The organism is Corynebacterium sp. HMSC072D12, assembly GCF_001813925.1.
Classification (GTDB): Bacteria; Actinomycetota; Actinomycetes; order Mycobacteriales; family Mycobacteriaceae; genus Corynebacterium; species Corynebacterium aurimucosum.
In genome coordinates this window covers 197,019-220,253 of sequence record NZ_KV814416.1, presented here as the reverse complement: position 1 = coordinate 220,253, position 23,235 = coordinate 197,019, and the positions used below count along the sequence as shown (strand labels likewise).

Genomic DNA, 23,235 nt, shown 5'->3' with positions numbered 1-23,235 from the left:
GGCTCCTAACTGTGCTCGGGCGCGCGGTCCGGAAGCAGCGCGGACAGCGGGCGGAAAGGCTGCAGCCAGGCGCCGCCTGGAGGCAGGTTGTCCAGGTTAACGCGGGGCAGCGGTTCGCGGAAGACGCCGTCGATGTCTTCGAGGTCGACGAATTCGATGTCGGGGTGGGTCAGCGCCCAGGAGGCGTGCTCGTGGAAGCCGAGCACACAGGTGGGCAGACCGGAAGCCGTGAGCTGCTCCAGCAGGTGCTGGAAGTTCTGGCCGTCAGCAGAGGCCACGATGACACCGGAGAGGTTCTCGCGGTTGGCCTTGATGTATTCGACCATGTCGGGGTCGACATCATCGTCGTCGTGAAGCTTTGGCTTGGCGAAGACGGCGAAGCCGACGTTGCGGATAGCCTCGACCCAGGGGCGGATGACGTCGGCGCCGCCGGGAGTGACGTTGGTGAAGACGGCGGCTTCGGGGGTGGCGTCGTTGTCAAAGGCCAGCTCTACCAGCCAGCGGCCGATGGCATCAAAACGTGGGCGGTAGGCGGCGGTGGGGCGCCCGCCGAGGATGGCGCCGAGCCCCATATCCATGTTGGGCGCATCCCACACCAGAAGGTAGGTGCCGGCCATTACTTCTTCTCCCAGAGGTACTCGGTGATGACGTGTTCCTTATCTAGGCCCTTGCCCTCAAACTTGGTGATGACCTGGCGGTCCGTCAGGATGGGGCACTCCGGCCAGGGCCAGCCCTTGTAATCGAGGGAGGGCTCGACCTCGACGAGCTCGTCGATCCACTCGGCGTAGCCGGCGTGGTCGGTGGCCACGTGGAGCACGCCGCCGGGTTTCAGGCGGGAGGCGAAGAGGTTGAGGGTGCCGGATTGGATGATGCGGCGCTTGTGGTGGCGGGCCTTGGGCCACGGGTCCGGGAAGAAGATGCGGATGCCGTCGAGGGACTCGGGCGCGAACATGCGCATGAGAACTTCGATGCCATCGCCGCGGACCATGCGGATGTTCTCAATATCGTTGCGGACAATGGAGCCCAGCAGCTTGGCTAGGCCTGGCTTGTAAAGCTCGACGGCAACAATGTTGGTGTCCTTTTCCAACGGGGCCATCGCAGCAGTGGAGGTTCCGGTGCCGGAGCCGATTTCCACGATGGTCTTGGCGCCCTCGCGGTTGAACCAGGCGGGGATGTCGAGGGGTTCGTCGGCAAGCAGGCGTCCCAACTGAGGCCAGTGCTCCTCGAAGAGGGCGTTCTGGTTGTCGGTGAGGGTGCCGCGACGGAAGGTCACGTTGCCGAGGCGTGGGTAGTCCAAATCATTGTTGAACTCGGCGTTGAAATCCGTCTGGAGGCCGCGGCCATGAGGCATCTGCGCGGCGGGATTCTGGGAGGAGTCTGCACTATTCATCAGTTGACATTGTTCCCTTAAGCAGGGGTGAGGGGCAACGTGCCGCGCCGTGGAGGGTGGAGGGCGCCTAGGCGGAGACAGATCAGGGCTCCGCGGGGGTAATAGGACGGGCGTACTGGATGAGTGATGCTTAGAAACAGAGCCCCCGTATGGGGGCGATTGGGGGCGGTGGGTGCCATATTTCACACTTCGCTGTCCTCGACATAGTCGACATGAGCTGGGTGGATATAACCGGGGTGGCGGGCATTACACGTTCTGTTATCACCAGTATCCGTACTCTGGTTGGTGAAACGTCGATAGGGGAAACCTTCGGCGATATAAAGCACCCTGGCCACACCGACCACAGGAGAATGTGAGATGACCGCAACTATTAAGGGCCTTGTAGGTGAACTGCCCACGAAGAACGAGAAGCTTATTTCGTGGATCAGTGAGAGCGTCGAGCTCTTCCAGCCGGAAGAAGTCGTCTTCGTAGATGGCTCCCAGGAGGAGGCTGACCGTCTCGCCGCTGAGCTCGTGGAGAAGGGCACCCTGATTAAGCTCAACGAGGAGAAGCGCCCGAACTCCTACCTGGCGCGCTCGAACCCGTCGGATGTCGCGCGCGTGGAGTCCCGCACCTTCATCTGCACTGAGACTGAGGAGGACGCAGGCCCGACCAATAACTGGGCCCCGCCGGCGGCCATGAAGGAAGAGATGACCGAGGCCTTCCGCGGTTCCATGAAGGGCCGCACCATGTACGTGGTGCCTTTCTGCATGGGCCCCATCAGCGACCCGGACCCCAAGCTCGGCGTGCAGCTTACTGATTCCGCTTATGTTGTGCTCTCCATGCGCATCATGACCCGCATGGGTCAGCAGGCTCTGGATAAGATTGGTGAGAACGGCGATTTTGTCCACGCCCTACACTCCGTTGGTGCTCCGCTGGAGCCGGGCCAAGAGGATGTTGCGTGGCCGTGCAATGACAAGAAGTACATCACGCAGTTCCCGGCAACCAAGGAGATTTGGTCCTACGGTTCCGGCTACGGCGGAAACGCCATCCTGGCCAAGAAGTGCTACGCGCTGCGTATCGCTTCCGTCATGGCGAAGGAAGAAGGCTGGATGGCAGAGCACATGCTCATCCTGAAGCTCACCAACCCGGAGGGCAAGAAGTACCACATCGCGGCCGCCTTCCCGTCCGCCTGCGGTAAGACCAACCTGGCCATGATCACCCCGACCATCCCGGGCTGGAAGGCTGAGGTTGTGGGCGATGACATCGCCTGGATGAAGCTGCGCGAGGATGGCCTGTACGCCGTCAACCCGGAGAACGGTTTCTTCGGTGTGGCACCGGGCACCAACTACGACTCCAACCCGATTGCCATGAAGACGATGGAGCCGGGCAACACCCTGTTCACCAACGTCGCGCTGACCGACGACGGCGATGTCTGGTGGGAGGAAATGGGCGAGGCCCCGGAGCACCTCATCGATTGGCACGGCAACGATTGGACCCCGGCTTCCACCACCAAGGCGGCGCACCCGAACTCCCGCTACTGCGTGCCGATCACGCAGTGCCCGTCTGCCGCTCCGGAGTTTGATGACTGGAAGGGCGTCAAGATTGATGCCATCCTTTTCGGCGGCCGCCGCGCAGATACCGTTCCGCTGGTGACCCAGGCCTTCGACTGGAACCACGGCACCATGATCGGCGCCCTGCTCTCCTCTGGCCAGACCGCTGCCGCTGAGGGCAAGGTCGGCGCCCTGCGCCACGACCCGATGGCCATGCTGCCCTTCATGGGCTACAACGCCGGTGACTACCTGCAGCACTGGATCGATATGGGTGAAAAGGGCGGCGACCGCATGCCGGCCATCTTCCTGGTGAACTGGTTCCGCCGCGGTGAGGACCGCCGCTTCCTGTGGCCGGGCTTCGGCGAGAACTCCCGCGTTCTCAAGTGGATTGTGGACCGCATCGAGGGCAACGTCGACGCTGTTGAGACCGTCGTGGGCCACACCGCCCGCCCGGAGGATATCGACCTCACCGGCCTGGACTTCGACATCGAAGACGTCCGCGAGGCACTTGCCGTGAACCCGGCCGATTGGGCTGGCGACATGGAAGACAACAAGGAGTACCTGACCTTCCTGGGCTCCCGCGTTCCGTCTGAGGTGTGGGACCAGTTCTCCGCGCTCAAGCAGCGCGTTGAGTCTGCCAGCTAGTCTTCGCATCTAAAGAATGCTCCCCTGCGGGGGAGCATTCGGCGTTTTACGGGGGATTAAGCGCGTAGGACGAGGACCAGGTTGGAGGTGAGGAACTCGCGAAGCACCGGCACCTTGGTCACCCACCAGGCCCAGGCAGGGTGGTAGCGCGGAAAGGCTGCGAGGAGCTGCGAGCCTTGCGACGTCACGCCCCGCGCCCAGTCCAGACCTTCGCGTGCGGAAAGCGCAAAGAGCGAGGTGCCGAAGACGTTCTTCGGCGGGTGGCCGTGGCGGCGGATATAGCGGTCGCGGGCGAACTCGCCGCCCACGTAGTGCTCCCACAGGCCGGTCTCGTGCCCGCCGAAAGGTCCCAGCCACACCGTGTAGCTCAAGATCACCAGACCGCCGGGCTTGGTCACGCGCAGCATCTCCTCGCCCATATCCCACGGGTTCGGGATGTGCTCGGCCACGTTGGAGGAATACGTGATGTCGAAAGTGTTATCCGCAAAAGGCAGGCACGTGCCATCGCCGCGCACTGCTTGGGCCACTGAGATGCCGGCGGCGGCCATTTCACCCACGTCCGGCTCCAGCCCCACATAGCTGGCACCGCGCTGGGCAAAGGCGGAAGCGAAATAACCGGGGCCGCCCCCGACGTCGAGCACGCGCGCGCCGGTGAGGGACAAAGAATGATCGCGGGAGAGGGCGTCGACAAGCGCGGCGGTGTCCTCAGCCAGACCGCCATAAAAGATCGCGGGTGCTGTCTGCTCGAAGCGGAAGGAGCGCAGCAGCCGCCAGGAGCGGCGCAGGGTGGCCAAGGCGCGGGTGCGTTTCATAACCCACTAGGCTAAAGCATCGTCATGAAAATCCTTCTTTTATGTTGGCGCGATTCCACCCACCCGCAGGGGGGCGGTTCCGAGCGCTACCTTGAGCGCGTCGGCGAGTACCTCGCTGCTCAAGGCCACGAGGTGGTCTTCCGTACTGCGCGCCACATGAACGCCGCCAAGCGCGAGCGCCGCAACGGCGTGCTCTATTCGCGCGCTGGGGCCAAGTTCAGCGTCTACCCGCGCGCGTTGGTGGCGATGTTGTTCGGGCGCCGCGGTTTCGATGTCGTGGTGGATACCCACAACGGCATCCCGTTCTTTGCGCGCCTGGCCACCCGGGCGCCCGTGGTGATCCTGACGCACCACTGCCACCGCGAGCAGTGGCCGGTGGCCGGGCCCGTGCTGGCGCGGCTGGGCTGGTTCCTGGAATCTCGCGTGGTCCCCGCGCTGTATCGCGAGAACACGTGGGTGACGGTCTCGGAAGCCTCGAAGCGCGATTTAGAGAAGCTGGGGATTCACGGTGCGCGCATCATTGAGAACGGCCTTGATCCCCTGCCGCAGCACGTGCCCACCCTGGAGCGCGAGGCCGATATCCACCTGGTGACACTGTCGCGCCTAGTTCCGCACAAGCAGATCGAGCACGCCATGGACACCGTGGCGCGGATTCCGGGGGCGATTCTCGACGTCATCGGTTCCGGCTGGTGGGAATCCCAGCTGCGTGAGTACGCCCGGGCCCACGGGGTGGAAGACCGCGTGCGCTTCCGCGGTCAGGTCACTGAGGACTATAAACATGCGCTCCTCGCGCGCGCCGACGTGCACCTTATGCCCTCCCGCAAAGAAGGCTGGGGTTTGGCAGTCATGGAGGCGGCCCAACATGGGATTCCCACGGTAGGTTATGCCTTCGGCCTGCAAGACAGCGTTATCGCCGGTGAGACTGGTGTGCTGGTGCAGCGCGAGGAGGAGTTCGCGCAGGCGGTGCGCACGCTTGTCGACGACCCCTCCCTCCGCCACCGTTTAGGCAACGCGGCGCGCGAGTTGGCGGCTACTTTTTCGTGGGAGAAAACCGGCGCGCGCTTCGAAGAGTTGCTAGAAGCGGAAGTGCGCACCAAGCGGCGCTAAGAACCCACGGGGCGGGTGTCGGTTGGGCGTTCGTGGTGGCGACGACGCTTCCCGCTTCGACGACTGCACCCACGCCGAACTCTTCTAGCCGGTTGAGGTCGCGGTTGGTCCAGGCTTCGGCGGCCGCGAGGTAGCGCGGCGATGGCTCATCCACTGTCACACCGTCGACGGTGAGCTCCCCGGAGTCGAGCTTGTTCGCGGCCTTGGAGTAGGGGTCGAGGGCGATGCCGCCGTCGACTACGACCATGGCGGGGCGGTCGGCGAAGAAGGTCAGGCGGCCATCGAGCTCTTCGATGAGCTGGCGGTCGATGCCCGTCTCACGCGGCTTCAATACGGCGAGCTCCCGCGGGGCATCGGGGGCTTGGAGCAGGCAGGCACACAGGGCGAGCGCGGCCGGAAGCTGGCGCAGGGACGCGATTCCGGCAACGGCCAGCGGCAGGGCGAGCAGGGTGAGCTTGGAGGAATCGCGCAGCAGGCCCGCGCCGGGAATGTGTTCTACGGCGAACGCAGTAAGCCCGGGCGCCAGCGCGCCGAGGATGGCCAAGCCCATGCCGAGAACCGCCAGGGCCGCTAGCGGGCGCAGCTCGCGCCGGGACAGGCGGGCAGCGCCCAAGACGGCGAGGGCGGCAACAGCAAGCCCCGCCACGGCGAAGCCATGTTCGCGGGAGGCTGGCACCGCTGCGGCGTTCCAGATGCCACCGAAACCCAGCAGCGAGCCGACCGTTCCCACATAGGCCTCCGCGCGCGGGGCGAAGGCCGCGGTTTGGGCGGCGGGATCACCGTTAGTCATGGGCGCGGCCGAAAGTTCGCCCACAAGGCTTGGAATCAGCCACGGCAACCACAACAAGACTGAGCCGCCAGCGAAGAGCCACCTTCTTCGCCCTTCGCGCTCACAGACAACCGCGATGAGGCCCCCGAAGAGCCCGCCGGTGGGCGTCAAGGACGCGGCCCACAGCGCCAGCCACGCCACGCGCGGGTGGCAGTTTAAGCACCCCCACGCGATCACGGGCGCCAGCCAGGCCGCGACCGCCAGCGACCACTGGCCCTGCAAGAGGCGCTCGATGACGAAAGGATTGGCCACCGCGCACGCCATCGCTGCAGCTGCTGCCCACGGGCTGAACTGTGTGCGCTGGCACGCCCACAGACCCGCCACCCACGCCGAGGCACTCGCCGAGCCGAGGATAAAAACCCTGGCCAGCCACGCCCCGCCGACCATCGCCAGCACGCCGTCCTGCGGAGCATTGCGCGCGGGCAGATCGCCGGCGCCGAAGGCAGAAGCGGTGAACGCTGGGTGCTCAAGCAACACCATGTCGCGCCACAGGAACTCGCCGGGCAGCGCAAAGGGCCAGCACACGGCGATCACGAGTACTAAACCCCATGCGCCGAGGGCGGCGCGCATCGCAAGGGAGGCCCGGGACGTAGTCACGGGCGCCTACGCGCTCTGCGCCGAATGACGGCGCATGAACATCGCGGCCGCCACTGCCAACAACACCACGCCGATGGCCTTGCCCAACCACCCCACGAGGCTCAAGATCTTGACCGTGTCGATGACCCCGCGAACCGAGTCGAGGCGTTCGGTGCGGGTGGACTCGGACCAGGAGAGGGGGACGTCGAGAAGCGCACGCTCGTGTGTGTCATCGGCGTCGACCATGGCCTGGGCCTGGCGCGCATCCGTGGCCCAGAAGATGCGCGGGTGTTCCTCCTCGTTGACGATGGTGCCGGTCGTGGGCTCGACCCACACGGTGCGGCTCACCGCGTAGAAAGGCTCGAGGATGACGTGCGAATTCGGCTTGAGGTTGTAGCGCTCTAAGGATCCCGGCGAGTAGAAATCGCCCGCCGGGCCGGAGCGGCGAGCATCGAGGCCGAAGACCTCCGTGAGCAAGACCGGGGCGACATCCTGGTGGAAGACGTAGGTCGGGATGCCGTCGAGCTTCTCATCGCGCAGAAAATCGATGGGCTCCGTGTCCTGGGTGAGCGGATCGAAGAAAGGGTAGGAGCGCTGCTCCGCCCCGGAGGGGAAGAAGTAGCTTATGCCATCGCGCTCAACCCGGTCCTCCATCTGCACGTCGAAGGCAGAAAGCTCGATGTGCTGTGTTGTGTTCGGCCCCGCCAGCGGGTAGGTGGACTCGCGGTTGAGCAGGGATTCCTCGGTGATGTGCGCGAAGGTCTCGCCATCTACGGTGAGTTCCGTGGAGGATTGCGCGCGGGCCACCGAATCCTTCTCCGCAGGGGCGGTAGTGGTGTGGCGGGTGAACTCAACCCCATCCTGTTCCGCGCGGACCGTGATGTCGAGGTCCCTAGGCAGCGGGCGGGACTGGTTGTTGTACAGCGGCGGAAGGATGGACCCGAGTATGAGGAATACCGCGGCGGCAATCGTCACCTGCGCTAGGCGGGAGCGAAGGAACACGTCAGCTCCGATCGGTCGAGGGATTCACTGCAGAAATAGTATCGTAGTGGGCCATGCGCTTTCTCCCTGAGCTCGAAGGCGTGCGTGCGCTGGCCGCGCTGGCGGTCGTGATCACGCACGTGTCCTTCCAGACGGCCACCGGCTGGGCCTGGGCTGAGCGCTTGGATTATGGGGTGGCGGTCTTTTTCGTGCTCAGCGGTTTCTTGCTGTGGCGTCGACGACATGCGCATACGGCGGGGCAGTATCTTCTTTCCCGCGTGGCGCGTTTGGCACCGCTGTATGTCGTGTGCGTGGTGGCGGTGCTCGCCTTGCTTCCCGACGCCTCCGCCTTAACCCTCCCGCAAGTCATCACCAACCTGACTGGCGCGCAGCTCTATATTGCTGACGGCCTGGTTCCCGGGTTAACGCAATTGTGGTCGCTGTGCGTGGAGTTCGCCTTTTATGCGGTGTTGCCGCTGTTGGCGTGGGGGTTGGATAGGTTTTCTGCGCGTTTAAGGGTTGTGCTTCTTGCGGTTGCTGGCGTACTGAGTTTGTTCTGGGGCTTCCTGCCATTCGTAGCCGGTTATGAATCCGGGGATGTCAATACTCAGATTTGGCCGCCGGCGTATTTCTCGTGGTTCGCGGTGGGGATGCTGGCCGCGGAGGCGGAGGCCGCGCGGGTACGCCTGCGCGCCGGGCGGATTGTGCGTCCGGTCTGCTGGGTGGTGGCCGTGGGCTGCGTGTGGCTGGCGAGCCGCGAGTGGTTCGGCCCGCAGGGGCTGGTGCATCCTGAGCCTGGCGAGTTTGCGCGCCGCATCGCGGTGGGTGCTGTGTGCGGGGCCTGCATCGTGGTGCCGGTAGCGCTGGCGCCGCGGGAAAGCTGGCTGGCCTCCGAGTGGATGCGGGCGCTGGGCCGCTGGTCTTATGGGGTTTTCATGTGGCATGTGGCGGTGCTGGCCATTGCCTTCCCGCTGTTGGGTGTGTCTGCCTTCTCCGGCTCAGTGTGGGATTTCGTGGTGGTGCTGGCTTTTACGGTGGTGGTCAGCTGTGTGCTGTCTGCCGCGACCTACGTGCTTGTCGAGGTCCCCGGCCGCGACCTCATCCGCTCCCTCGCCTTTACTCGCGGGCGTATCGCCGTCCCGCGTTCGCTGCCGCGCCTCGCCTCCGATTCTGCGAGCGCTTCCGGTTCCGGATCCCCCGCCAGCGCCGCTGGCTCTACTGATTCTGCTTCCTAGCCGGCCGCTGTGGCCGCGCCGCCGCTTCACACATGGCATTTTCCAGAAGGCATTAGTCAAACGGTTTCCTTGACCCCAAACAAACCTTTTGCATCGCCGCAGATGGTTTCCTTGACCCCAAAGACACCATCTGGCTAATGCCTTTTGAGGGGAACCATATGCGGTGAGGCAGGGTACCTACGGCGTGCTGCGGGGTGGGAGGCAGGCGCACGTGATAGCCGCAATGCAGAGTAGCTGCACGAGCAGCGAATCGCCGGCGTAGCCGTCCGTGGGCCAGGGTGCGCGGGCGAGCATCGCGCCCGCGGCCAGGGTCAGCGCGCCCGCCAAGTAGTCGGAGCGCAACGTGGTCCAGCGGGTGATGGCCCACGCCGCGGCAGCGGCGGCCACACCGGGCAGACCCGCGACGAGCGCCATCGTTGCCGCGATGAGTAGTGCCAGAAGGACACGTGCCGAGAAAGACGAGTGGGCAACACGGGCGGGCGAGGGCGTTTGGAAAGCCGCGGAGGATGCCGGGAGGGCGGCATCGGCGACTGGGCCGGCTGCGGCTGAATCGTGTGTTGCGTAAGCAGCAGGCGAGGCAGCGGAGGTGGCGGGGGAAGCGGATTGAGGGCGGGGACCGCGGGCCATGACGAGCAGGCACAGCGCGGTGGTCAGCGCGGCGAGCGCGCCGCCGAGGCCCAAGCCCACGCGGTAGGCGCGGTCAGCCGCGAAGGACATGTGGAAGGTCCCGGTAGCGCCGGCGGGAATGTGGAAAGCTTGCGTGTCCGCATCGATGGAACGCGGTTCGAGGGCCAGCGGTTCCGAGCTAGTGGCCGGCGCTGAGTTTGGTGCTGAACCTGGTGTCGAGACCGCGGCTGTGTTGGGGGAGCGCAGCTCGCCGCGCAAGCCCTCGTTGAAAGCACGCCCGGTGATGAGAAGGCGGTCGTGGTCGGCAGGCTCGATGGGCTCGCCGGAGGCGAGCGGAGTATAGCCGGAGTTGGATGGGTCGGCTGCGACGGCTTCCTGGTTAGAAGAAGCGGCTGAGTCCGCAGAAGATGCGTGAGAGGAGGCGGGGAGGGGATCGGGCAGGGAAGACGCGGTATCGGTCAACGCTGCCCAGTCGCCGGTGGTGCGCAGGCGGTGCTGCCCGGCGGACAGGTTGAGGGTGGTGTTGGGGGCGTGGGGGGAGCCGTCGATAAGCACTGTCTTCTCGCCGGAGACCCGCACCGTCATATCGCGCGGGACGGTGAAAGAGCGGATGAGGATGTGTTCGTTGTCCTGCTGGAAGAGGAACTGTTCGGCATCCGGCGAGTTATCGGGCACGGTGACGATGCGCCGCGGGGTGGGCTGGTCCACGACGGAGGCCTCGGCAATCCCGGTGCGGCGCTGCGGCTCGATGCGGATGGTGGAGGCCTGCGCGCCGGGCACGCGGATATCGCGGGCGCGGTAGGCCTCCATGGTGACGGTGACCTTGGAGTCGCCGTTGTGGATGGTCACCTCAGTCGTGCCCGTGGTCATCAACCGCAGCGTCGGCGAGGACCACGGAGACGTAGAATGCAGCTCCAACCAGCCAGAATCACCAGGCGCTGGCCACCAGGCGGTGGAGTTTTCGTCGTCGACGGCCGCCGTGAGAGAGCGCGCCGGGTTCGCGCCGCCGAAGGCGGAGGCATCTGCGGCAGACGATGACGCGGTGACGCGGCCATCGTGTTCCACCACTTGGGTCAGCGGGCCGGCAGAGGGGTAGTCGCGCAGGCGATTGTGCACCGTCGATGGGTCGCTCGAGGCCAGCGGCGCGGACACTGGGCCGGAAAGCGTGCCGTAGTTGCGGTCACGCAAGGTGGGCGTATCGGTGACGATATCGGCGTTGGCGGAGACGAGTTCGTGGGGGCCGGAGAGGAGCGCGAGCGATTCCCCACCGCCCGCCACACGCGGCGGATCCGCAGGTGTCACGTTCATGGAGAGGTCGCGGTCGAAGACAACGACATCGACCTCCCCGAAGGTGTGGACCTCGCCTGGAATATGGGCCGAAGAACCAGAAATCAGGTCGTGGCGTACCGCGACGGCCCCGATGCCCAGGCGCTGCAACACGAAGGGCGCCGTGGCAGGGTTGCGTTCGATTTGCGCCATCGCACCGTCCAGGCCACGGATAGCCTCGGGCGGGATGAGGGGAACGGCGTCACGGACGGCCCAGGGGACGTCGAGAAGCGGCTGCGCCGGCTCATCGCGCGTCCAGCCCCAGTCCTGCCGTGCAAAGGAGGCCGGTGGGTAGATGAGCACGCGCGTATCCAGCGAGTTCAAGAAATCGGCGGCTTCGTGCCAATAGGCCGGCACCTCCTCGTACGCCCCCTTCGGCAGCAGCCGGCCCGCCCAGGCGGGGGCGGTCGCGCCTACCACCACGAGGCACACCAGAAGGCCCGCTGCTTCACGACGCCCCAAGTCCATAGAACGCGGCAACCTCACCCGGGCGGCAATCGCGGCCACGCCGAGTACCAGCGGGATGCGCACCAGCGGGTCGAATTTATGCACGTTGCGCAGCGCGGCCAGTGGGCCGTCGAGCGCGTCGAGGTACCACGCGGCATGCGTGCCGAGCACGGCCACACCCACCAACAGCATGAAGGCCCACTCGCGCGGCAGCCGGGCCAGGCCTATGAGGCCCAAGGCGGCAACGGCCACGGTGACAAGCACGAAGACCGGCTCGGTGGCCAGCTCGTTGCCGGCGACGCGCTCGGTATCCACAAACGGTGCCCAACTGGTGGTTCCGCGCAGGATTTCCGCCAGGTTGAGCCAGCGCGTGGTCACCCCGGCGGACTCGATGAATTCCGTAAAAGGCGGGGCATAGCGGCCCAGGATGAGCAGTGGGGTAATCCACCACGCGGACACCGCAGCGCATCCGGCCAACCAGGCCAGGCCGGCCTTGCCCGCGCGCCGCCACAGCAGCACCAAGCCCGCTGGCAGGCAGGCCGCCAGCGTGGCCGTGGCGTTGACCGCGCCCATGCAGGCCACCGCCACTACCGAGGGTGCGGTATCCCGCCAGTACAGCCGGCCCGGCCGCAGGAAAGGCAGCAGCACCCAGGGTGCCAGCATGACCGGCCAGGTCTCCGAGGAAATCGCGCCCAGCGTGGTCAGCGTGCGCGGGGAGAGCGCGTAGAGGAGGCTGCCCATCAGCGCGGCATAGCCCGGCGCGGCGGGAAGCACTGTGTGGACCAGGCGGAAGAAGCCCAGAAAGCCCACCGCAAGGACCAAGAACCACCAGGCGCGTTGTGCTATCCAATCCGGAAGTGGATCCGCCAGCAAGAAGAACAAGCCCTGCGGGAAGAGATAGCCATAGGCCTGGTTCTGCAGCTGGCCCAGCGTGAAAGTATCGGTATAAGCATGCAGCGCGCCGACCAAAAATCCAGCCGGGTTGGCCACCAGATCGTGCTTGGTATCAGCAGCAGTCAGCCCCCACGGCTGCACTAGGACCACGAGGGCTAAAAAGAAAAGCCCCCCGATGCGTGCGCGCACGCTACTCGCGGGAGCCGTACTCCGGCCCGCCCATCACGGCGTCGGAGGCCTTGACGGAGTTATCGTTCGGCACGGCATCTGCCTGCGAGAATTGGGCAATACCCAGGATGGTCACGACTCCCAGCGCCACGCCGACGACCGCACTGCCCAGAGCCGGGCCCAGGGTGCGCTTGTTGAGGGAATCGCTGTCGAATGCCATGGCGCCAGATTCTAGCAGCTAAAAGCTGCCTTTAGGAGTCGCTTTCTTCCGCGTCGTCCTCATCGTCGTTCTCCGGCGGCACGATGAAGACCGGTAGACCGGCGTTGCGCACGATGTACTCTGCGGTGGAGTTGTTCCACAAAGAGCGGAAGCCAGTGAGCGCGCGGGTGCCGGTGACGATGACGTCGATGTCGAGTTCTTGGGCGGCGTCGACAATCGCGCTCTGAATCGTCGTCACGGATTCCACCAGGTGGGCATGGCCCCGCAGCCCCAGGGTCTCCGCCTTGGCGATGCCCTGGCGGCAGATGGCGAGGGCCTCCTCGTAGGCCGGATCATCCTCCACGCTCTCCGGCGAGACCGTGGATTGGTGCAGCCCGGTGCGGCTGACGGCGCGGGCGGCCTGGCGCGCGGACGGCTCCCACGCGGTGAGGATTTCGACGTCGGTGGGGCGCAGAAGCCGCGCGGCGTACTCGAGTGCGCGGTCGGCGCGGTCGGAGCCGTCATAGGCAATGAGCATGGTCTCTCCGTTATTCATGTGGCCATCCTAACAACCGGGTGTTGCCCGTGCGGGTGCTTCAGGCACACTGGTGGGCATGAGAAAAGCAATGCCCGCCCTCCTGTTGAGTGCTATCTGTGCGCTGAGCGCGTGTAGCGAGGAGCCCGTGCTTTCCGACGCCCCGCCCAGCGAAACCAGCGCTGCGGCCCCGAGCGCCGCGTCGGGCGACGCGGCGTCTAGCGATGCGGCACCACAGGATGCCGCGCCTGAAGACGTTCGTGCCCGCGCCGCCGCCAAGCTCATGCCGCCGGCGCTGAACTACGAGGATGCCCGCGCTAAGCTCGAGGCCGGCGTGGGCGGGCTCTTCATCCCCAGCTGGGCCGACCCGGAGCTGCTGAGCGATGGCCCGCGGGGAGTGAACGCTTTGCGTGAGGAGATGGGCCGCGACTTTGAGGTCTCCATCGACTTCGAGGGCGGGCGTGTGCAGCGCTTCTCCGAAATATTGGGAGGCTACCCCTCCCCGCAGGCCATGGCGGAGGGCCATAGCCCGGAAGAGGTCGAGGCCCTGGCCACGGAGATCGGGCACAGCCTGCGCGCCCACGGCGTGACGGTGGACTTCGCCCCCGTGCTCGACGTGGATGGGGGAGACTTGGAGGTCGTCGGCGACCGCGCCTTCTCCACCGACCCGGCGGCCGCCGGTGAGTATGGCGCGGCCTTTGCCCGCGGGCTGCAGGCTGCCGGTGTGAAGGCCGTGTTCAAACACTTCCCGGGCCACGGCCGCGCCTCCGGGGATACGCACCTGGGTGAGGCCGTGACCCCGCCGTTAGAAGAGCTCTCTGGTCACGAGTTCGTGCCTTTCCACACGGCAATCCCGCAAGCCCCGGAAGCAGCGATCATGATGGGCCACCTCGTGGTTCCAGGCCTCGGCGAGGAGCCCGCCTCCCTCAACCCGCGGGCCTACCAGCTCGCCCGCGAGGAGCTGGACTTTGAGGGCACCATTTACACCGATGACCTGGGCGGAATGGCGTCCATCTCGGAGAACTTCAGCGTGCCGGAGGCCGTGGCCGCAGCCCTTGCCGCAGGTGCCGATATGCCGCTGTGGTCCACCGACGAGGACATTAACGCGGTCATTGATGCAGCTGCCGAAGTCGTGGCCCAACAGGAGGGTAACTAGTAAAAACTAGCTGGCAGGCGTTAATCTCGTACACGTGAAAAAGGCAATCGGACATAGGCAGCAGCGACGTAAGGGGCTTCATGTCACCCTTGGCGTGCTCGTCGGCCTGATACTCATCGCCGGCATCGCCTATGCGTGGGATGTGATGGCCAACCAGCACAAGGTTCCGCGCGCGACGTCGGTTGGCGGCGTGGACATCTCCCGCATGGAGCGCACTGCTGCGGTGGAGAAGCTGGAGCAGGAACTCGGGGACGTCGCGGCCCAGCCCGTGGATATCCGCGCCGGGGAGAAAAGCTCGCAGCTTATCCCCCAAGATTCCGGCCTGAGCCTGAACTATCAGAAGGCCGTCGATGGCATTCCCGACGCCTCCCTGAACCCCTTCTCGCGCTTGTACAGCTTTATCAAGCCCGCCCAGGAAATCCCTGTCGCCGTGGACGTCGATGAAGATCAGCTCTCCGGGGAGCTCGAGCGCGTTGGCAACGATCTGAAGATCGAACCGGAAGATGGAAACTTGGAGCTTATCGATGGCTCCCTCAAAGAGACCAAACCCAAGCTCGGTCAGGCAGTGGAAGAAGGGGAGTTGCACGAGGGCGTCGTTAAGCACTGGCTCGACCCCGAGGGCGTCGAGGTTGAGCCGATGGTGGTGGAGCCACAGATTAATGATGAGGCGATTGAGGCCATGCGCACCGGGGATGCCGCCCGCGCGCTGGATAACCCGCTGACTTTGAAGGGTGAGAACAACACCGCCGGCACCCTGCGCAAGCCGGAGATTTCCCAGTTCGTCTCCATCGCCGCTGAAGACGGCGAGCTGCGCCTCAAGGTAGATAAGGACCGCGCGCGCGAGCTTTTCCAAGAGCGCATGCAAGGCTCCGAGGTGCCCGGCACCAACGCCAAGATTTCCTTCAGCGGCAATGACAAGCAGATCACGCCCTCGGTGGATGGCTCCATTATCGACTGGGACAAGACCCTCGAGGGCTTCGAGGATCGTGTGAGCAGCGAGGATGACCGCGAATGGGACGCCGACTACAAGCCGGACCCCGCGGACTTCACCACGGAGATGGCGGAGAAGGCCACCTTCGATGACACCGTGTCTGAGTTCTCCACCGGCGGCTTCTCCGGGGCATCCGGCACCAACATCCGGCTGGTAGCCCAGCAAGTCAACGGTGCCGTGGTTAACCCGGGTGAGACCTTCTCCCTCAACGGCTACACCGGCCCGCGCGGTACGGCGCAGGGTTACGTGGAATCCGGCATCATCATCGACGGCCACGCGGGCAAGGCCGTGGGCGGCGGCATCTCCCAGTTCGCCACCACCTTGTACAACGCCGCGTACTTCGCTGGCATGGAGGACGTGGCGCACACCCCGCACTCCTATTACATTTCGCGCTACCCGGCCGGCCGCGAGGCCACCGTTTATGAAGGCGCGATTGACCTGCAGTTCAAAAACACCTCGAATCACCCGGTGCGCATCGAGACCGACTTCGGCAGCGATATCACCGTGCGCTTCAAGGGCGTGAAGACGGTGGAGGTCGAGTCCATCAACAACGGCCGTTGGGCCAAGACCGAGCCGCAGCGCAAGTCTGTGAGCGAGGACTGCTCGCCCTCCTCCGGCGCGCCGGGCTTTACCACCTCCGATACGCGTATTATTAAGGATCTTTCCGGTAAAGAGATTTCCCGGGAAACCACCACCACGGTCTATGACCCGCAGCCCATCGTTACCTGCGGTTAAGCCATGACCCGGCCGATGCACACCGCGGTGAAGGACCCGGCGGACGTCGATCAGCTGGCCCAGCACCCGGTGAAGTTTGGTCGCGTCGCCGGCCTCTTCGCCCCACACCGCGGCACGCTGCTGCTGGTGGTGGCGCTCATCATCGCCACCTCCGGGCTGACGGTGGTGCAGCCTTTCCTGGTACGCCGCACTGTGGATGAGGCCATTCCTGAACACGACACCGCGCTGCTGCTGTGGCTCGTCGGCGGCATGCTGGCCATCACCGTGGTCTCCCAGGCCATCGGCGTTATCCAGTCCTTTTTATCCGCGCGGGTGGGGCACACCATCATGCACGAGCTGCGCACGCAGGTCTTTGCCAACCTGCAGCGCCAATCGCTGCAGTTCTTTACCAATAACCGGGGCGGTGAGATTCAGTCGCGCCTGACCAATGACATCGCGGCGATGCGCGGCATGGTGACCACCACGGCGACTTCTGTGGCCAGTAACCTCACCATGACTGTGGCCACGTTGGTGGCGATGGTGGCGCTCTCGCCGACTCTGTCATTGTTGTCCCTCATCGTCCTTCCGCCTGCCGTGTGGCTGACTCGCCGCGCCGCTGTTCTGCGCCGCAGCCTCATGGAGAAAAACAGCCGCGCGCAGGCAACGTTGCAGCAGACCATTTCGGAGAACCTGTCCGTGTCCGGCATGCGTCTGGCGGCCACGCTGGGCGCGCAGGAGCGCGTCTATGACGGGTTTGAGAAGACCTCCCGCTCCCTCATCCGCCTGGAGTTGGAATCGCAGCTGGCCGGGCGCTGGCGCATGGCGCTCACCCAAATCATCTTCGGCGTGATGCCGGCGCTCATTTACCTGGTGGCCGGCCTGCGCCCGGGGATTACGATTGGCACGCTTATTGCGTTTAGTACCCTGCAGACCCAGATTTTCCGCCCGATTACCGGCCTGCTCAACGTGGGCGCGCAGTGGGTGGCGTCCATGGCGCTGTTTAGTCGCATCTTTGAGTACCTGGACCTGGAGCCCGAACTCAAGGAGGCCACCGAGCCCGCCCAGCTTGCCGACGCCTCCCTCACCCTTAGCCACGTTTCCTACCGCTACCCCGGCACTGACACCGACGCGCTTTCCGACGTCTCCCTTTCCATCCCGGCCCACACCACCACCGCACTTGTGGGGCATACAGGCTCCGGCAAATCCACGGTGGCCTCCCTTCTAGCGCGCTTAGCTGACCCGACAGAAGGTTCCGTGCGCTTAGGTGGGGTTGACCTGCGCGATATTCCACCGGAGCAGCGCGCGGAGGTCATTGGCGTGGTTTCCCAGGAGACCTACCTCATCCACGGCACAGTGCGGGAGAACCTCCTCTTCGCGCAGCCCGATGCCAGCGAGGAACAGATGTGGGCGGCGCTTAACGCCGCTCGCGTGGACGAGGTCATCGCCGCGCTTCCTGATGGGCTGGATACGCTCGTGGGCTCGCGCGGCTACCGCTTCTCCGGCGGTGAGCAGCAGCGCCTCTCGCTTGCCCGCACGCTGCTGCGCCAACCCCAGGTACTCATCCTGGATGAGGCTACCTCGGCCCTCGATAACGAAACGGAGCGCGCCATCCAAGAAGCAGTGCTTGGTGCGGACGCCACCCGCCTGGTCATCGCGCACCGCTTGTCCACCATCCGCGATGCAGATCAGATCGTTGTCCTCGATGCCGGCCGCGTGGTCGAGCGCGGCACCCACGCCGAGCTGCTGGCCCGCGACGGTGCTTATGCGGCGCTTCTGCGTGCTGCCGACGAAGCGAGCTAGTCACCATTCGGCGGGCGCCAATGTGGGGCCATTGTGGTCTATATCTGGGACGTCATAGCCGAGCTCGCAGAGAACTTCGACGGCTAAGTGGGGGTTGGAACGAATGACGGCTCTTTTCTGTGATTCTCGGAACCTCTTCCGGCCCGTAATCACGTGCTGTTCCCAGCCTTCACGTGCTTCGATGCCGAATTCCCTAATCACAAGTTCAACTACATCCTCTAAACACACGCGGAAGCGGTGACCGCCCATAGGGGAATGGATGTCTTGCTGCTGGAACGCCTTGTCCTTTTGTCCCGTCGAAGCCAGCAGAAGTCCGAGGGCCACGGAGTCAGAATGGAAATGAAAGTGGGAAACTGGCTTATTTTGTGCGTCTCGTTCGTATTCAAACCGAACAATTGGAGGCTGCTTTTTTGATTGGCGGTAGCAAATCTTGAAGCTGCTCGCTGCCACAGCTAAATGCTTGCCTGAGCTGTTCTCGCACATTGCATAAGAAGCTTCCAGCAAGGCGGGTGCTGCATTCGATGTCTTAGACTTTAACTCTTTCGATAATTGAAAACTGAACCTTTTACGCTCTGAGTTGAAAGCCTCGCCTGCGACTATCGTTGGTCCAGGAAGGCAATCATCCAAGAGTTGCTTGGCATCATTGGCGAACTTGTTTGCCAAGTTGGCTAGATGATGTGCATCCATGGCGGAGGATTAATCTCCGATGACGTACGCGAGCGCTTCAAAACGGGTGAGAATTTCCTCGTCCGCAATGGAGATTTCATCAATTGCGCGCAATGCGCGAAGCTCATCGATGGTTCGCGGGCTAAGGTCCTGAAGGAGTTGTTCGCGTTCTTTTTGTAGCTCAGCGGTTGTTCGTGGAGTGAATATAGGCGCGGACACTGGGACTCCTTTCCGTATGCTTTGTAGCATAGATGCAACAGTGGACACGTGTATTGGAGTAAAAGTAAAACCCAGCCTGAGCTGGGTAAATGAATGGAGCCGACGACGGGAATCGAACCCGCGCCAGCAGCTTGGGAAGCTGCAGTTCTACCATTAAACTACGTCGGCGCAATGCAGATTGTGCATCGCTGTAAAGCTTAGCACCGCCGCCGTCCGAGGCCATAAAAGGCCCAGTGGGGAGGTAGACTATCAACCGTGCTTCTTTCTGATCGTGATATCCGTGCCGCCATCGCCGCTGATGCTCCCGAGCGTTTGAGCATCGAGCCTTTCGACGCCGAGATGGTCCAGCCATCATCTATCGATGTGCGCTTGGACAAGTTCTTCCGCGTGTTTAATAACTCGCGCTACACGCATATTGACCCCAAACAGGAAATGCCGGACCTCACCAGCGAGGTGGAGGTGGCTGAGGGCGATGCCTTCGTCCTGCACCCCGGCGAGTTCGTGCTGGGCGCCACGCTGGAAAAGTTCACCCTGCCGGCCAACCTGGCAGGCCGCTTGGAAGGCAAGTCCTCCCTAGGACGCCTGGGCTTGCTAACGCACTCCACGGCAGGCTTTATCGATCCGGGCTTCTCCGGACACATCACGCTCGAGCTGTCCAATACCGCTAACCTGCCCATTTCACTGTGGCCGGGGATGAAGGTGGGGCAGTTGGCCATCTTCAAGATGTCTTCGCCTGCCGAGGCGCCGTATGGCTCCGGTGTGTTGGGCTCGAAGTACCAGGGCCAGCGTGGGCCGACGCCGTCGAAGTCCTATCTGAACTTCCGCTAAACTTTTCGTTCTCGCCGCGCGCTTCAGGTCAACCGCGCCTAAAATTCCCGGTTATGCGTATGACTGTGATTGGTACCGGCTACCTGGGCGCGACGCACGCCGCTTGCATGGCGGAGCTCGACCACGAGGTGCTCGGCGTAGATGTGGATGAACACAAGATTGCAGCTCTCAAGAACGGCCGCGTGCCGTTCTACGAGCCCGGCCTCCCGGAAGTGCTCGAGCGCAACATCGAGTCCGGCCGCCTGGGCTTTTCCACCAGCTATGACGACGCCGCGGAATTCGCCAACCTGCACTTCCTCGGCGTAGGAACCCCGCAGGCACACGGCTCCTATGCAGCGGACCTAACCTACGTGAAGTCCGTCATCACGGAGCTCGTGCCGCGTCTCAAGGGCGAGCACATCATCTTCGGCAAGTCCACCGTCCCGGTAGGCACCGCGGCGCGGCTGCAGGAGATGGCCGATGAGCTTGCCCCCGAGGGTGCCAGCGTGGAGATTGCCTGGAACCCGGAGTTCCTGCGTGAGGGCTACGCCGTCAAGGACACCATCACCCCGGACCGCATCGTCCTCGGCGTCGGCGAACTCGCCGAAAGCAACGCCGAAGCGGTCGCCCGCGAAGTCTATGCCCAGCCACTGGCACAGAACACCCCGTTCATCGTGACCGACCTGCAGACCGCCGAGCTGGTCAAGGTCTCCGCCAACGCCTTCCTGGCCACCAAGATTTCCTTCATCAACGCCGTGTCTGAAATCTGCGAGATTGCTGGTGCGGACGTGGTCAAGCTTGCCGACGCCATCGGCTACGACGAGCGCATCGGCCGCAAATTCCTCGGCGCGGGCCTGGGCTTCGGCGGCGGCTGCCTGCCCAAGGACATCCGTGCCTTCATGGCGCGCGCCGGTGAGCTCGGCGCCGACCAAGCCCTGACCTTCCTGCGCGAGGTCGACGCCATCAACATGCGCCGCCGCGACCGCGTCGTGGATCTAGCAAAGCAGACTTTCAACGGCTCCGTTTTGGGTCACCGCGTCACCGTTCTGGGCTGCGCTTTCAAGCCCAATTCTGATGACGTCCGCGATTCGCCGGCGCTATCCGTGGCCGGTTCGCTCTCCCTGGCCGGTGCCGCCGTGACGGTCTATGACCCGCAAGGTATGGAGAACGCCAAGAAGGTGTTCCCGACGCTGAACTACGCGGCGTCGGCAAGCGCGGCACTTAAGGATTCCGAGCTAGTCATCCTCGCCACCGAGTGGCAGGAATTCCGCGACCTCGACCCGGCTGAGGCCGGTGCACTGGTGGCCCGCCGCCACATCATCGATGGCCGCAACGTGCTCAGCGTCGATGCTTGGCGCGAGGCCGGCTGGACCGTCGAGGCGCTTGGTCGCGTCCTTCCGGCACAGTAAACGCCGCAATCGCGGTGGTCAGGGGCACCGCGAGTGTCAAGGCCATCGCGCCCAGCAGGGAGCGCAGAACCTCTGTGGCGACGAGGTCACTGGAGAGGATCTGCAGGGCTGGGCGCTGCGCCGCCGTGATGAGCATGAGCAGCGGCAGGGCCGCGCCGGTATAGGTCAGCACGATGGTGTACACCATGGAGGCGATATGGTCGCGGCCCACTTTCATCGCTGAGGTAAAGAGCGTGCCGGGCCCCACCGTCGGATCGGCTGCATGCAGCTCGCGCACGGTGGAGGCCTGCGCCACCGCGATGTCGTTGAGGCTGCCGAGCGCACCGATGATGAACCCGCACAGCAGCACGCCCACCACGGAAACCCCTGGCATGTAGAGCAGTAACTTGAGGTTATCCTCCGAGCTCGATCCTGTCAGTGCCGTGCTGCTTATCGACGCCCACCCCAACGCCCCCGACAACGCCAGCGCCACCAAAGCGCCTCCCAGGGCGGAGGCGGATTTCCAGTTCACGCCGTGCACGAGAGGAACGGCGAGGAAAAGGATGGCCGCGCAGGTAACGAGCGCCAGCGGCAGCGCCGAATGGCCCTCGATGAGGGAGGGGATGAGGTAAAAGAACACAATGGCCAAACTGATACCTAGGCCCAGCAGCGCGCGCAGCCCATGCCAGGCGGCGAAGGCGATGATGATGACGGCGGCGATAATCGCCCATAAGCCAAGGTTGCCGGTGCGCTGGAAATCGGCGAAGGCATAGGTGCCGTCGCTGGATACTGTCAGAATTACCTCGTCACCGGGGTGGAGGGTCGGGTCACTGGCCACGCCATAGAATACGAGCTGCGTCTTGCGGCCTGCGTCTGCGCCGGAGGTCAGGTCAATGAGGGCGCGGGAGCAGGAGGTGTCGTCGCCCTCGGCGGGGATGAGCGGGGCCTCATCGAAGGCGCGGCCCGTGTGGGGATCGGAGCACAGGTGGTTATCCACGGTCTCCACGGTGCCTTCGACTTGTGGATGATTGAGGGCGTAGGTGGTGGAAAAGTCCGGGCTGGTGTGCTCAGTAAGCGCGCTGGTGGGGCGGAGGATGAATAGTCCCGCGAGGGTTGCGAGGGCCGTGATGGCAAGAAATCCTAGGAGCCCCGTGCGCCACGGGCTGAGGTTAGTCATGCCTACTATTGTGAATGAGATTCATAATAAAGAAAAGTATTGCTGACACGGTCAACAAGTTATCCACAGGCTAGCGGCGGTGCCGTTGTGAGGCGCGGTCGGGGTGTTTAGCGTTGCTGGCATGAACCTTGTGGAAGGCACGGCATTACAGCTTCCACCGGAAGTGTCGGTGACTCCAATGACAATGCTCTGGCTGAAAACGTTAACGGCTCCTACAAGAACGAGCTGATCCATACTCGCAGGTGGGATGGTGTTGTCGAGGTAGAAATCGCGACGCTCGAATGGGTGTCATGGTGGAACGAGACGAGACTTCACCAAAGCTTGGGATACCGAACCCCAGTCGAAGTGGAAACCGAATTTTGGAAGCAGAACCCGCCGCAAGAAATAATAGAAATCAAGGCAAATACCTAGGAACAAAATTCGGGGCACTTCACATCGACGCCGCTTGGTAAAGCCTTTCAGTCCCATGGAGTTCATGATGCGTGCGACCTTCTTGTGATTGATTGGGCCGAAGTCCGTATCGTCGTTGAGGCTTGCAGCGATGCGTTTAGCACCATAAAGCCCGTGCTCATCATCGAAGATGGTCTTGATTTTTGCACCAATAAGGGCATCGGAACACATCTTTAACCTGCGGTTTTCGCGGGTTTGCACCCATTTGTAGAACGAGGAGCGATTGAGCTTTAACACGTGGCACATCCGTGTGAGCCTAGTATTCGGTTCGGTGGTCATAGACAAACTGGAAGCGGATTACCAGTGAGTCTCTTTAAGCAAAATATTTCGCGGCCTTGCGCAGGATATCGCGTTCTTCGCGCAGTTTAGAGACTTCCTTTGTCTCACTGGCGGATCCGCTCAGAATCAGTCGTCGCCTGAGCTTTATCACGCATGCTTTTCGAGTGGGCACGTTTGCCGGTGCTGTACTGCTTGAACCAGGAAAAAGTGAGGAGCGATTGATTCCTAGTTCTGCTGAAGCCGCGTGAAGTGAGAGGTCCTCATTGTTTTCGTAGAGGGCCACA

The 23,235-nt window shown here is 63.8% G+C and carries 20 protein-coding genes, 1 tRNA gene and 2 pseudogenes; 9 read left to right on the top strand and 14 right to left on the bottom strand.

All coding sequences use genetic code 11. The features are described 5' to 3' along the window. Positions 1-5: 5 nt before the first annotated feature. Positions 6-617 (bottom strand): NYN domain-containing protein, encoded by a 612-nt coding sequence (locus HMPREF2943_RS11345; RefSeq protein WP_070711669.1) that lies wholly within the window; start codon positions 615-617, stop codon positions 6-8. Further along, positions 617-1,390, bottom strand: a complete 774-nt coding sequence (gene trmB, locus HMPREF2943_RS11340; protein WP_070443313.1) for a tRNA (guanosine(46)-N7)-methyltransferase TrmB — start codon at positions 1,388-1,390, stop codon at positions 617-619. Before trmB ends, HMPREF2943_RS11345 begins: the two co-directional genes overlap by 1 nt. A gap of 357 nt (positions 1,391-1,747) precedes the next feature. Between trmB and HMPREF2943_RS11330 the strand changes: the two genes are divergently transcribed. Next, positions 1,748-3,568, top strand: a complete 1,821-nt coding sequence (locus HMPREF2943_RS11330; RefSeq protein ID WP_070644504.1) for a phosphoenolpyruvate carboxykinase (GTP) — start codon at positions 1,748-1,750, stop codon at positions 3,566-3,568. Between the two features lie 56 nt (positions 3,569-3,624). Here the strand turns inward: HMPREF2943_RS11330 and HMPREF2943_RS11325 are convergent, their stop codons facing one another. Next, positions 3,625-4,380 (bottom strand): class I SAM-dependent methyltransferase, encoded by a 756-nt coding sequence (locus HMPREF2943_RS11325; RefSeq protein WP_070443317.1) that lies wholly within the window; start codon positions 4,378-4,380, stop codon positions 3,625-3,627. Positions 4,381-4,404: 24 nt separating this feature from the next. On the opposite strand from HMPREF2943_RS11325, the gene HMPREF2943_RS11320 reads away from it, so the two are divergent. Beyond that, the gene (locus tag HMPREF2943_RS11320; protein ID WP_070711668.1) at positions 4,405-5,487 is read left to right on the top strand and encodes a glycosyltransferase family 4 protein; all 1,083 of its coding nucleotides are present in this window, start codon (positions 4,405-4,407) and stop codon (positions 5,485-5,487) included. Here HMPREF2943_RS11320 and HMPREF2943_RS11315 read toward each other — a convergent pair. Next, positions 5,411-6,913, bottom strand: a complete 1,503-nt coding sequence (locus HMPREF2943_RS11315; protein WP_246817312.1) for an MmpA family trehalose lipid delivery protein — start codon at positions 6,911-6,913, stop codon at positions 5,411-5,413. The genes HMPREF2943_RS11320 and HMPREF2943_RS11315 overlap by 77 nt on opposite strands. Before the next feature lie 6 nt (positions 6,914-6,919). After that, entirely contained in the window at positions 6,920-7,894 is a 975-nt protein-coding gene (locus tag HMPREF2943_RS11310) for a PorA family protein (protein ID WP_070711663.1), read from the bottom strand. Between the two features lie 53 nt (positions 7,895-7,947). Here HMPREF2943_RS11310 and HMPREF2943_RS11305 point away from each other — a divergent pair, with 53 nt between their 5' ends. After that, positions 7,948-9,108 (top strand): acyltransferase family protein, encoded by a 1,161-nt coding sequence (locus HMPREF2943_RS11305; protein ID WP_070711661.1) that lies wholly within the window; start codon positions 7,948-7,950, stop codon positions 9,106-9,108. A gap of 177 nt (positions 9,109-9,285) precedes the next feature. Here HMPREF2943_RS11305 and HMPREF2943_RS11300 read toward each other — a convergent pair whose 3' ends face one another. From HMPREF2943_RS11300 to HMPREF2943_RS11290, 3 genes are read right to left on the bottom strand one after another with little or no spacing between them, the layout of a single operon-like run. Continuing rightward, the gene (locus HMPREF2943_RS11300) at positions 9,286-12,591 is read right to left on the bottom strand and encodes an alpha-(1->3)-arabinofuranosyltransferase domain-containing protein (RefSeq protein WP_070711659.1); all 3,306 of its coding nucleotides are present in this window, start codon (positions 12,589-12,591) and stop codon (positions 9,286-9,288) included. Position 12,592: 1 nt separating this feature from the next. After that, positions 12,593-12,790, bottom strand: coding sequence for a DUF2613 domain-containing protein (locus HMPREF2943_RS11295; RefSeq protein ID WP_010188604.1), 198 nt, complete (start codon positions 12,788-12,790; stop codon positions 12,593-12,595). Between the two features lie 31 nt (positions 12,791-12,821). Next, complete coding sequence (locus HMPREF2943_RS11290) at positions 12,822-13,325, bottom strand: universal stress protein (RefSeq protein WP_046647573.1); 504 nt, start codon at positions 13,323-13,325, stop codon at positions 12,822-12,824. A 58-nt stretch (positions 13,326-13,383) separates the two neighbouring features. On the opposite strand from HMPREF2943_RS11290, the gene HMPREF2943_RS11285 reads away from it, so the two are divergent. From HMPREF2943_RS11285 to HMPREF2943_RS11275, 3 genes are read left to right on the top strand one after another with little or no spacing between them, the layout of a single operon-like run. After that, on the top strand, positions 13,384-14,460 hold the full coding sequence (locus HMPREF2943_RS11285; RefSeq protein WP_070711657.1) for a glycoside hydrolase family 3 N-terminal domain-containing protein: 1,077 nt from the start codon (positions 13,384-13,386) through the stop codon (positions 14,458-14,460). Between the two features lie 34 nt (positions 14,461-14,494). Further along, the gene (locus HMPREF2943_RS11280) at positions 14,495-16,186 is read left to right on the top strand and encodes a VanW family protein (RefSeq protein WP_070711656.1); all 1,692 of its coding nucleotides are present in this window, start codon (positions 14,495-14,497) and stop codon (positions 16,184-16,186) included. A gap of 3 nt (positions 16,187-16,189) precedes the next feature. Then, positions 16,190-17,965: an ABC transporter ATP-binding protein gene (locus HMPREF2943_RS11275; protein WP_070711654.1), complete on the top strand. Its 1,776-nt coding sequence runs from the start codon at positions 16,190-16,192 to the stop codon at positions 17,963-17,965. On the opposite strand, the gene HMPREF2943_RS11270 is transcribed toward HMPREF2943_RS11275, so the two are convergent. The 3 genes from HMPREF2943_RS11270 to HMPREF2943_RS11260 all read right to left on the bottom strand — a co-directional run bounded on the left by HMPREF2943_RS11270 (position 17,966) and on the right by HMPREF2943_RS11260 (position 19,018). Next, positions 17,966-18,652, bottom strand: coding sequence for a hypothetical protein (locus HMPREF2943_RS11270; protein WP_010188615.1), 687 nt, complete (start codon positions 18,650-18,652; stop codon positions 17,966-17,968). Between the two features lie 9 nt (positions 18,653-18,661). Continuing rightward, positions 18,662-18,850 (bottom strand): hypothetical protein, encoded by a 189-nt coding sequence (locus tag HMPREF2943_RS11265; RefSeq protein WP_010188617.1) that lies wholly within the window; start codon positions 18,848-18,850, stop codon positions 18,662-18,664. A gap of 94 nt (positions 18,851-18,944) precedes the next feature. Next, positions 18,945-19,018, bottom strand: a tRNA-Gly gene (locus tag HMPREF2943_RS11260). 87 nt (positions 19,019-19,105) lie between these two features. Here HMPREF2943_RS11260 and dcd point away from each other — a divergent pair. Together dcd and HMPREF2943_RS11250 are read left to right on the top strand one after the other, a co-directional pair. Beyond that, positions 19,106-19,678, top strand: coding sequence for a dCTP deaminase (dcd, locus tag HMPREF2943_RS11255; protein ID WP_010188619.1), 573 nt, complete (start codon positions 19,106-19,108; stop codon positions 19,676-19,678). A 53-nt stretch (positions 19,679-19,731) separates the two neighbouring features. Next, complete coding sequence (locus tag HMPREF2943_RS11250; RefSeq protein ID WP_070711652.1) at positions 19,732-21,066, top strand: UDP-glucose dehydrogenase family protein; 1,335 nt, start codon at positions 19,732-19,734, stop codon at positions 21,064-21,066. Here HMPREF2943_RS11250 and HMPREF2943_RS11245 read toward each other — a convergent pair. Then, the gene (locus HMPREF2943_RS11245; protein ID WP_070711650.1) at positions 20,996-22,222 is read right to left on the bottom strand and encodes a YibE/F family protein; all 1,227 of its coding nucleotides are present in this window, start codon (positions 22,220-22,222) and stop codon (positions 20,996-20,998) included. The two genes, HMPREF2943_RS11250 and HMPREF2943_RS11245, sit on opposite strands and share 71 nt — an antisense overlap. Before the next feature lie 144 nt (positions 22,223-22,366). Between HMPREF2943_RS11245 and HMPREF2943_RS12685 the strand changes: the two are divergent. Continuing rightward, positions 22,367-22,597 (top strand): annotated as a pseudogene (locus HMPREF2943_RS12685) (integrase core domain-containing protein); the annotation flags it as partial. On the opposite strand, the gene HMPREF2943_RS12585 reads toward HMPREF2943_RS12685, so the two are convergent. Together HMPREF2943_RS12585 and HMPREF2943_RS12580 are read right to left on the bottom strand one after the other, a co-directional pair. After that, a complete protein-coding gene (locus HMPREF2943_RS12585; RefSeq protein ID WP_246817314.1) occupies positions 22,511-22,843 on the bottom strand; it encodes a helix-turn-helix domain-containing protein in 333 nt (110 codons plus the stop codon). The pseudogene HMPREF2943_RS12685 and the gene HMPREF2943_RS12585 sit on opposite strands and share 87 nt — an antisense overlap. A gap of 142 nt (positions 22,844-22,985) precedes the next feature. Further along, positions 22,986-23,235: pseudogene (locus HMPREF2943_RS12580) on the bottom strand (IS3 family transposase); the annotation flags it as partial.

Coding starts and splice junctions, on each gene's coding strand:
- HMPREF2943_RS11345 (WP_070711669.1), bottom strand. CDS start 617: ATGGCCGGCACCTACCTTCTGGTGTGGGATGCGCCCAACATGGATATG.
- trmB (WP_070443313.1), bottom strand. CDS start 1,390: ATGAATAGTGCAGACTCCTCCCAGAATCCCGCCGCGCAGATGCCTCAT.
- HMPREF2943_RS11330 (WP_070644504.1), top strand. CDS start 1,748: ATGACCGCAACTATTAAGGGCCTTGTAGGTGAACTGCCCACGAAGAAC.
- HMPREF2943_RS11325 (WP_070443317.1), bottom strand. CDS start 4,380: ATGAAACGCACCCGCGCCTTGGCCACCCTGCGCCGCTCCTGGCGGCTG.
- HMPREF2943_RS11320 (WP_070711668.1), top strand. CDS start 4,405: ATGAAAATCCTTCTTTTATGTTGGCGCGATTCCACCCACCCGCAGGGG.
- HMPREF2943_RS11305 (WP_070711661.1), top strand. CDS start 7,948: ATGCGCTTTCTCCCTGAGCTCGAAGGCGTGCGTGCGCTGGCCGCGCTG.
- HMPREF2943_RS11295 (WP_010188604.1), bottom strand. CDS start 12,790: ATGGCATTCGACAGCGATTCCCTCAACAAGCGCACCCTGGGCCCGGCT.
- HMPREF2943_RS11290 (WP_046647573.1), bottom strand. CDS start 13,325: ATGAATAACGGAGAGACCATGCTCATTGCCTATGACGGCTCCGACCGC.
- HMPREF2943_RS11285 (WP_070711657.1), top strand. CDS start 13,384: ATGAGAAAAGCAATGCCCGCCCTCCTGTTGAGTGCTATCTGTGCGCTG.
- HMPREF2943_RS11275 (WP_070711654.1), top strand. CDS start 16,190: ATGACCCGGCCGATGCACACCGCGGTGAAGGACCCGGCGGACGTCGAT.
- HMPREF2943_RS11270 (WP_010188615.1), bottom strand. CDS start 18,652: ATGGATGCACATCATCTAGCCAACTTGGCAAACAAGTTCGCCAATGAT.
- HMPREF2943_RS11250 (WP_070711652.1), top strand. CDS start 19,732: ATGCGTATGACTGTGATTGGTACCGGCTACCTGGGCGCGACGCACGCC.
- HMPREF2943_RS11245 (WP_070711650.1), bottom strand. CDS start 22,222: ATGACTAACCTCAGCCCGTGGCGCACGGGGCTCCTAGGATTTCTTGCC.
- HMPREF2943_RS12585 (WP_246817314.1), bottom strand. CDS start 22,843: ATGTGTTCCGATGCCCTTATTGGTGCAAAAATCAAGACCATCTTCGAT.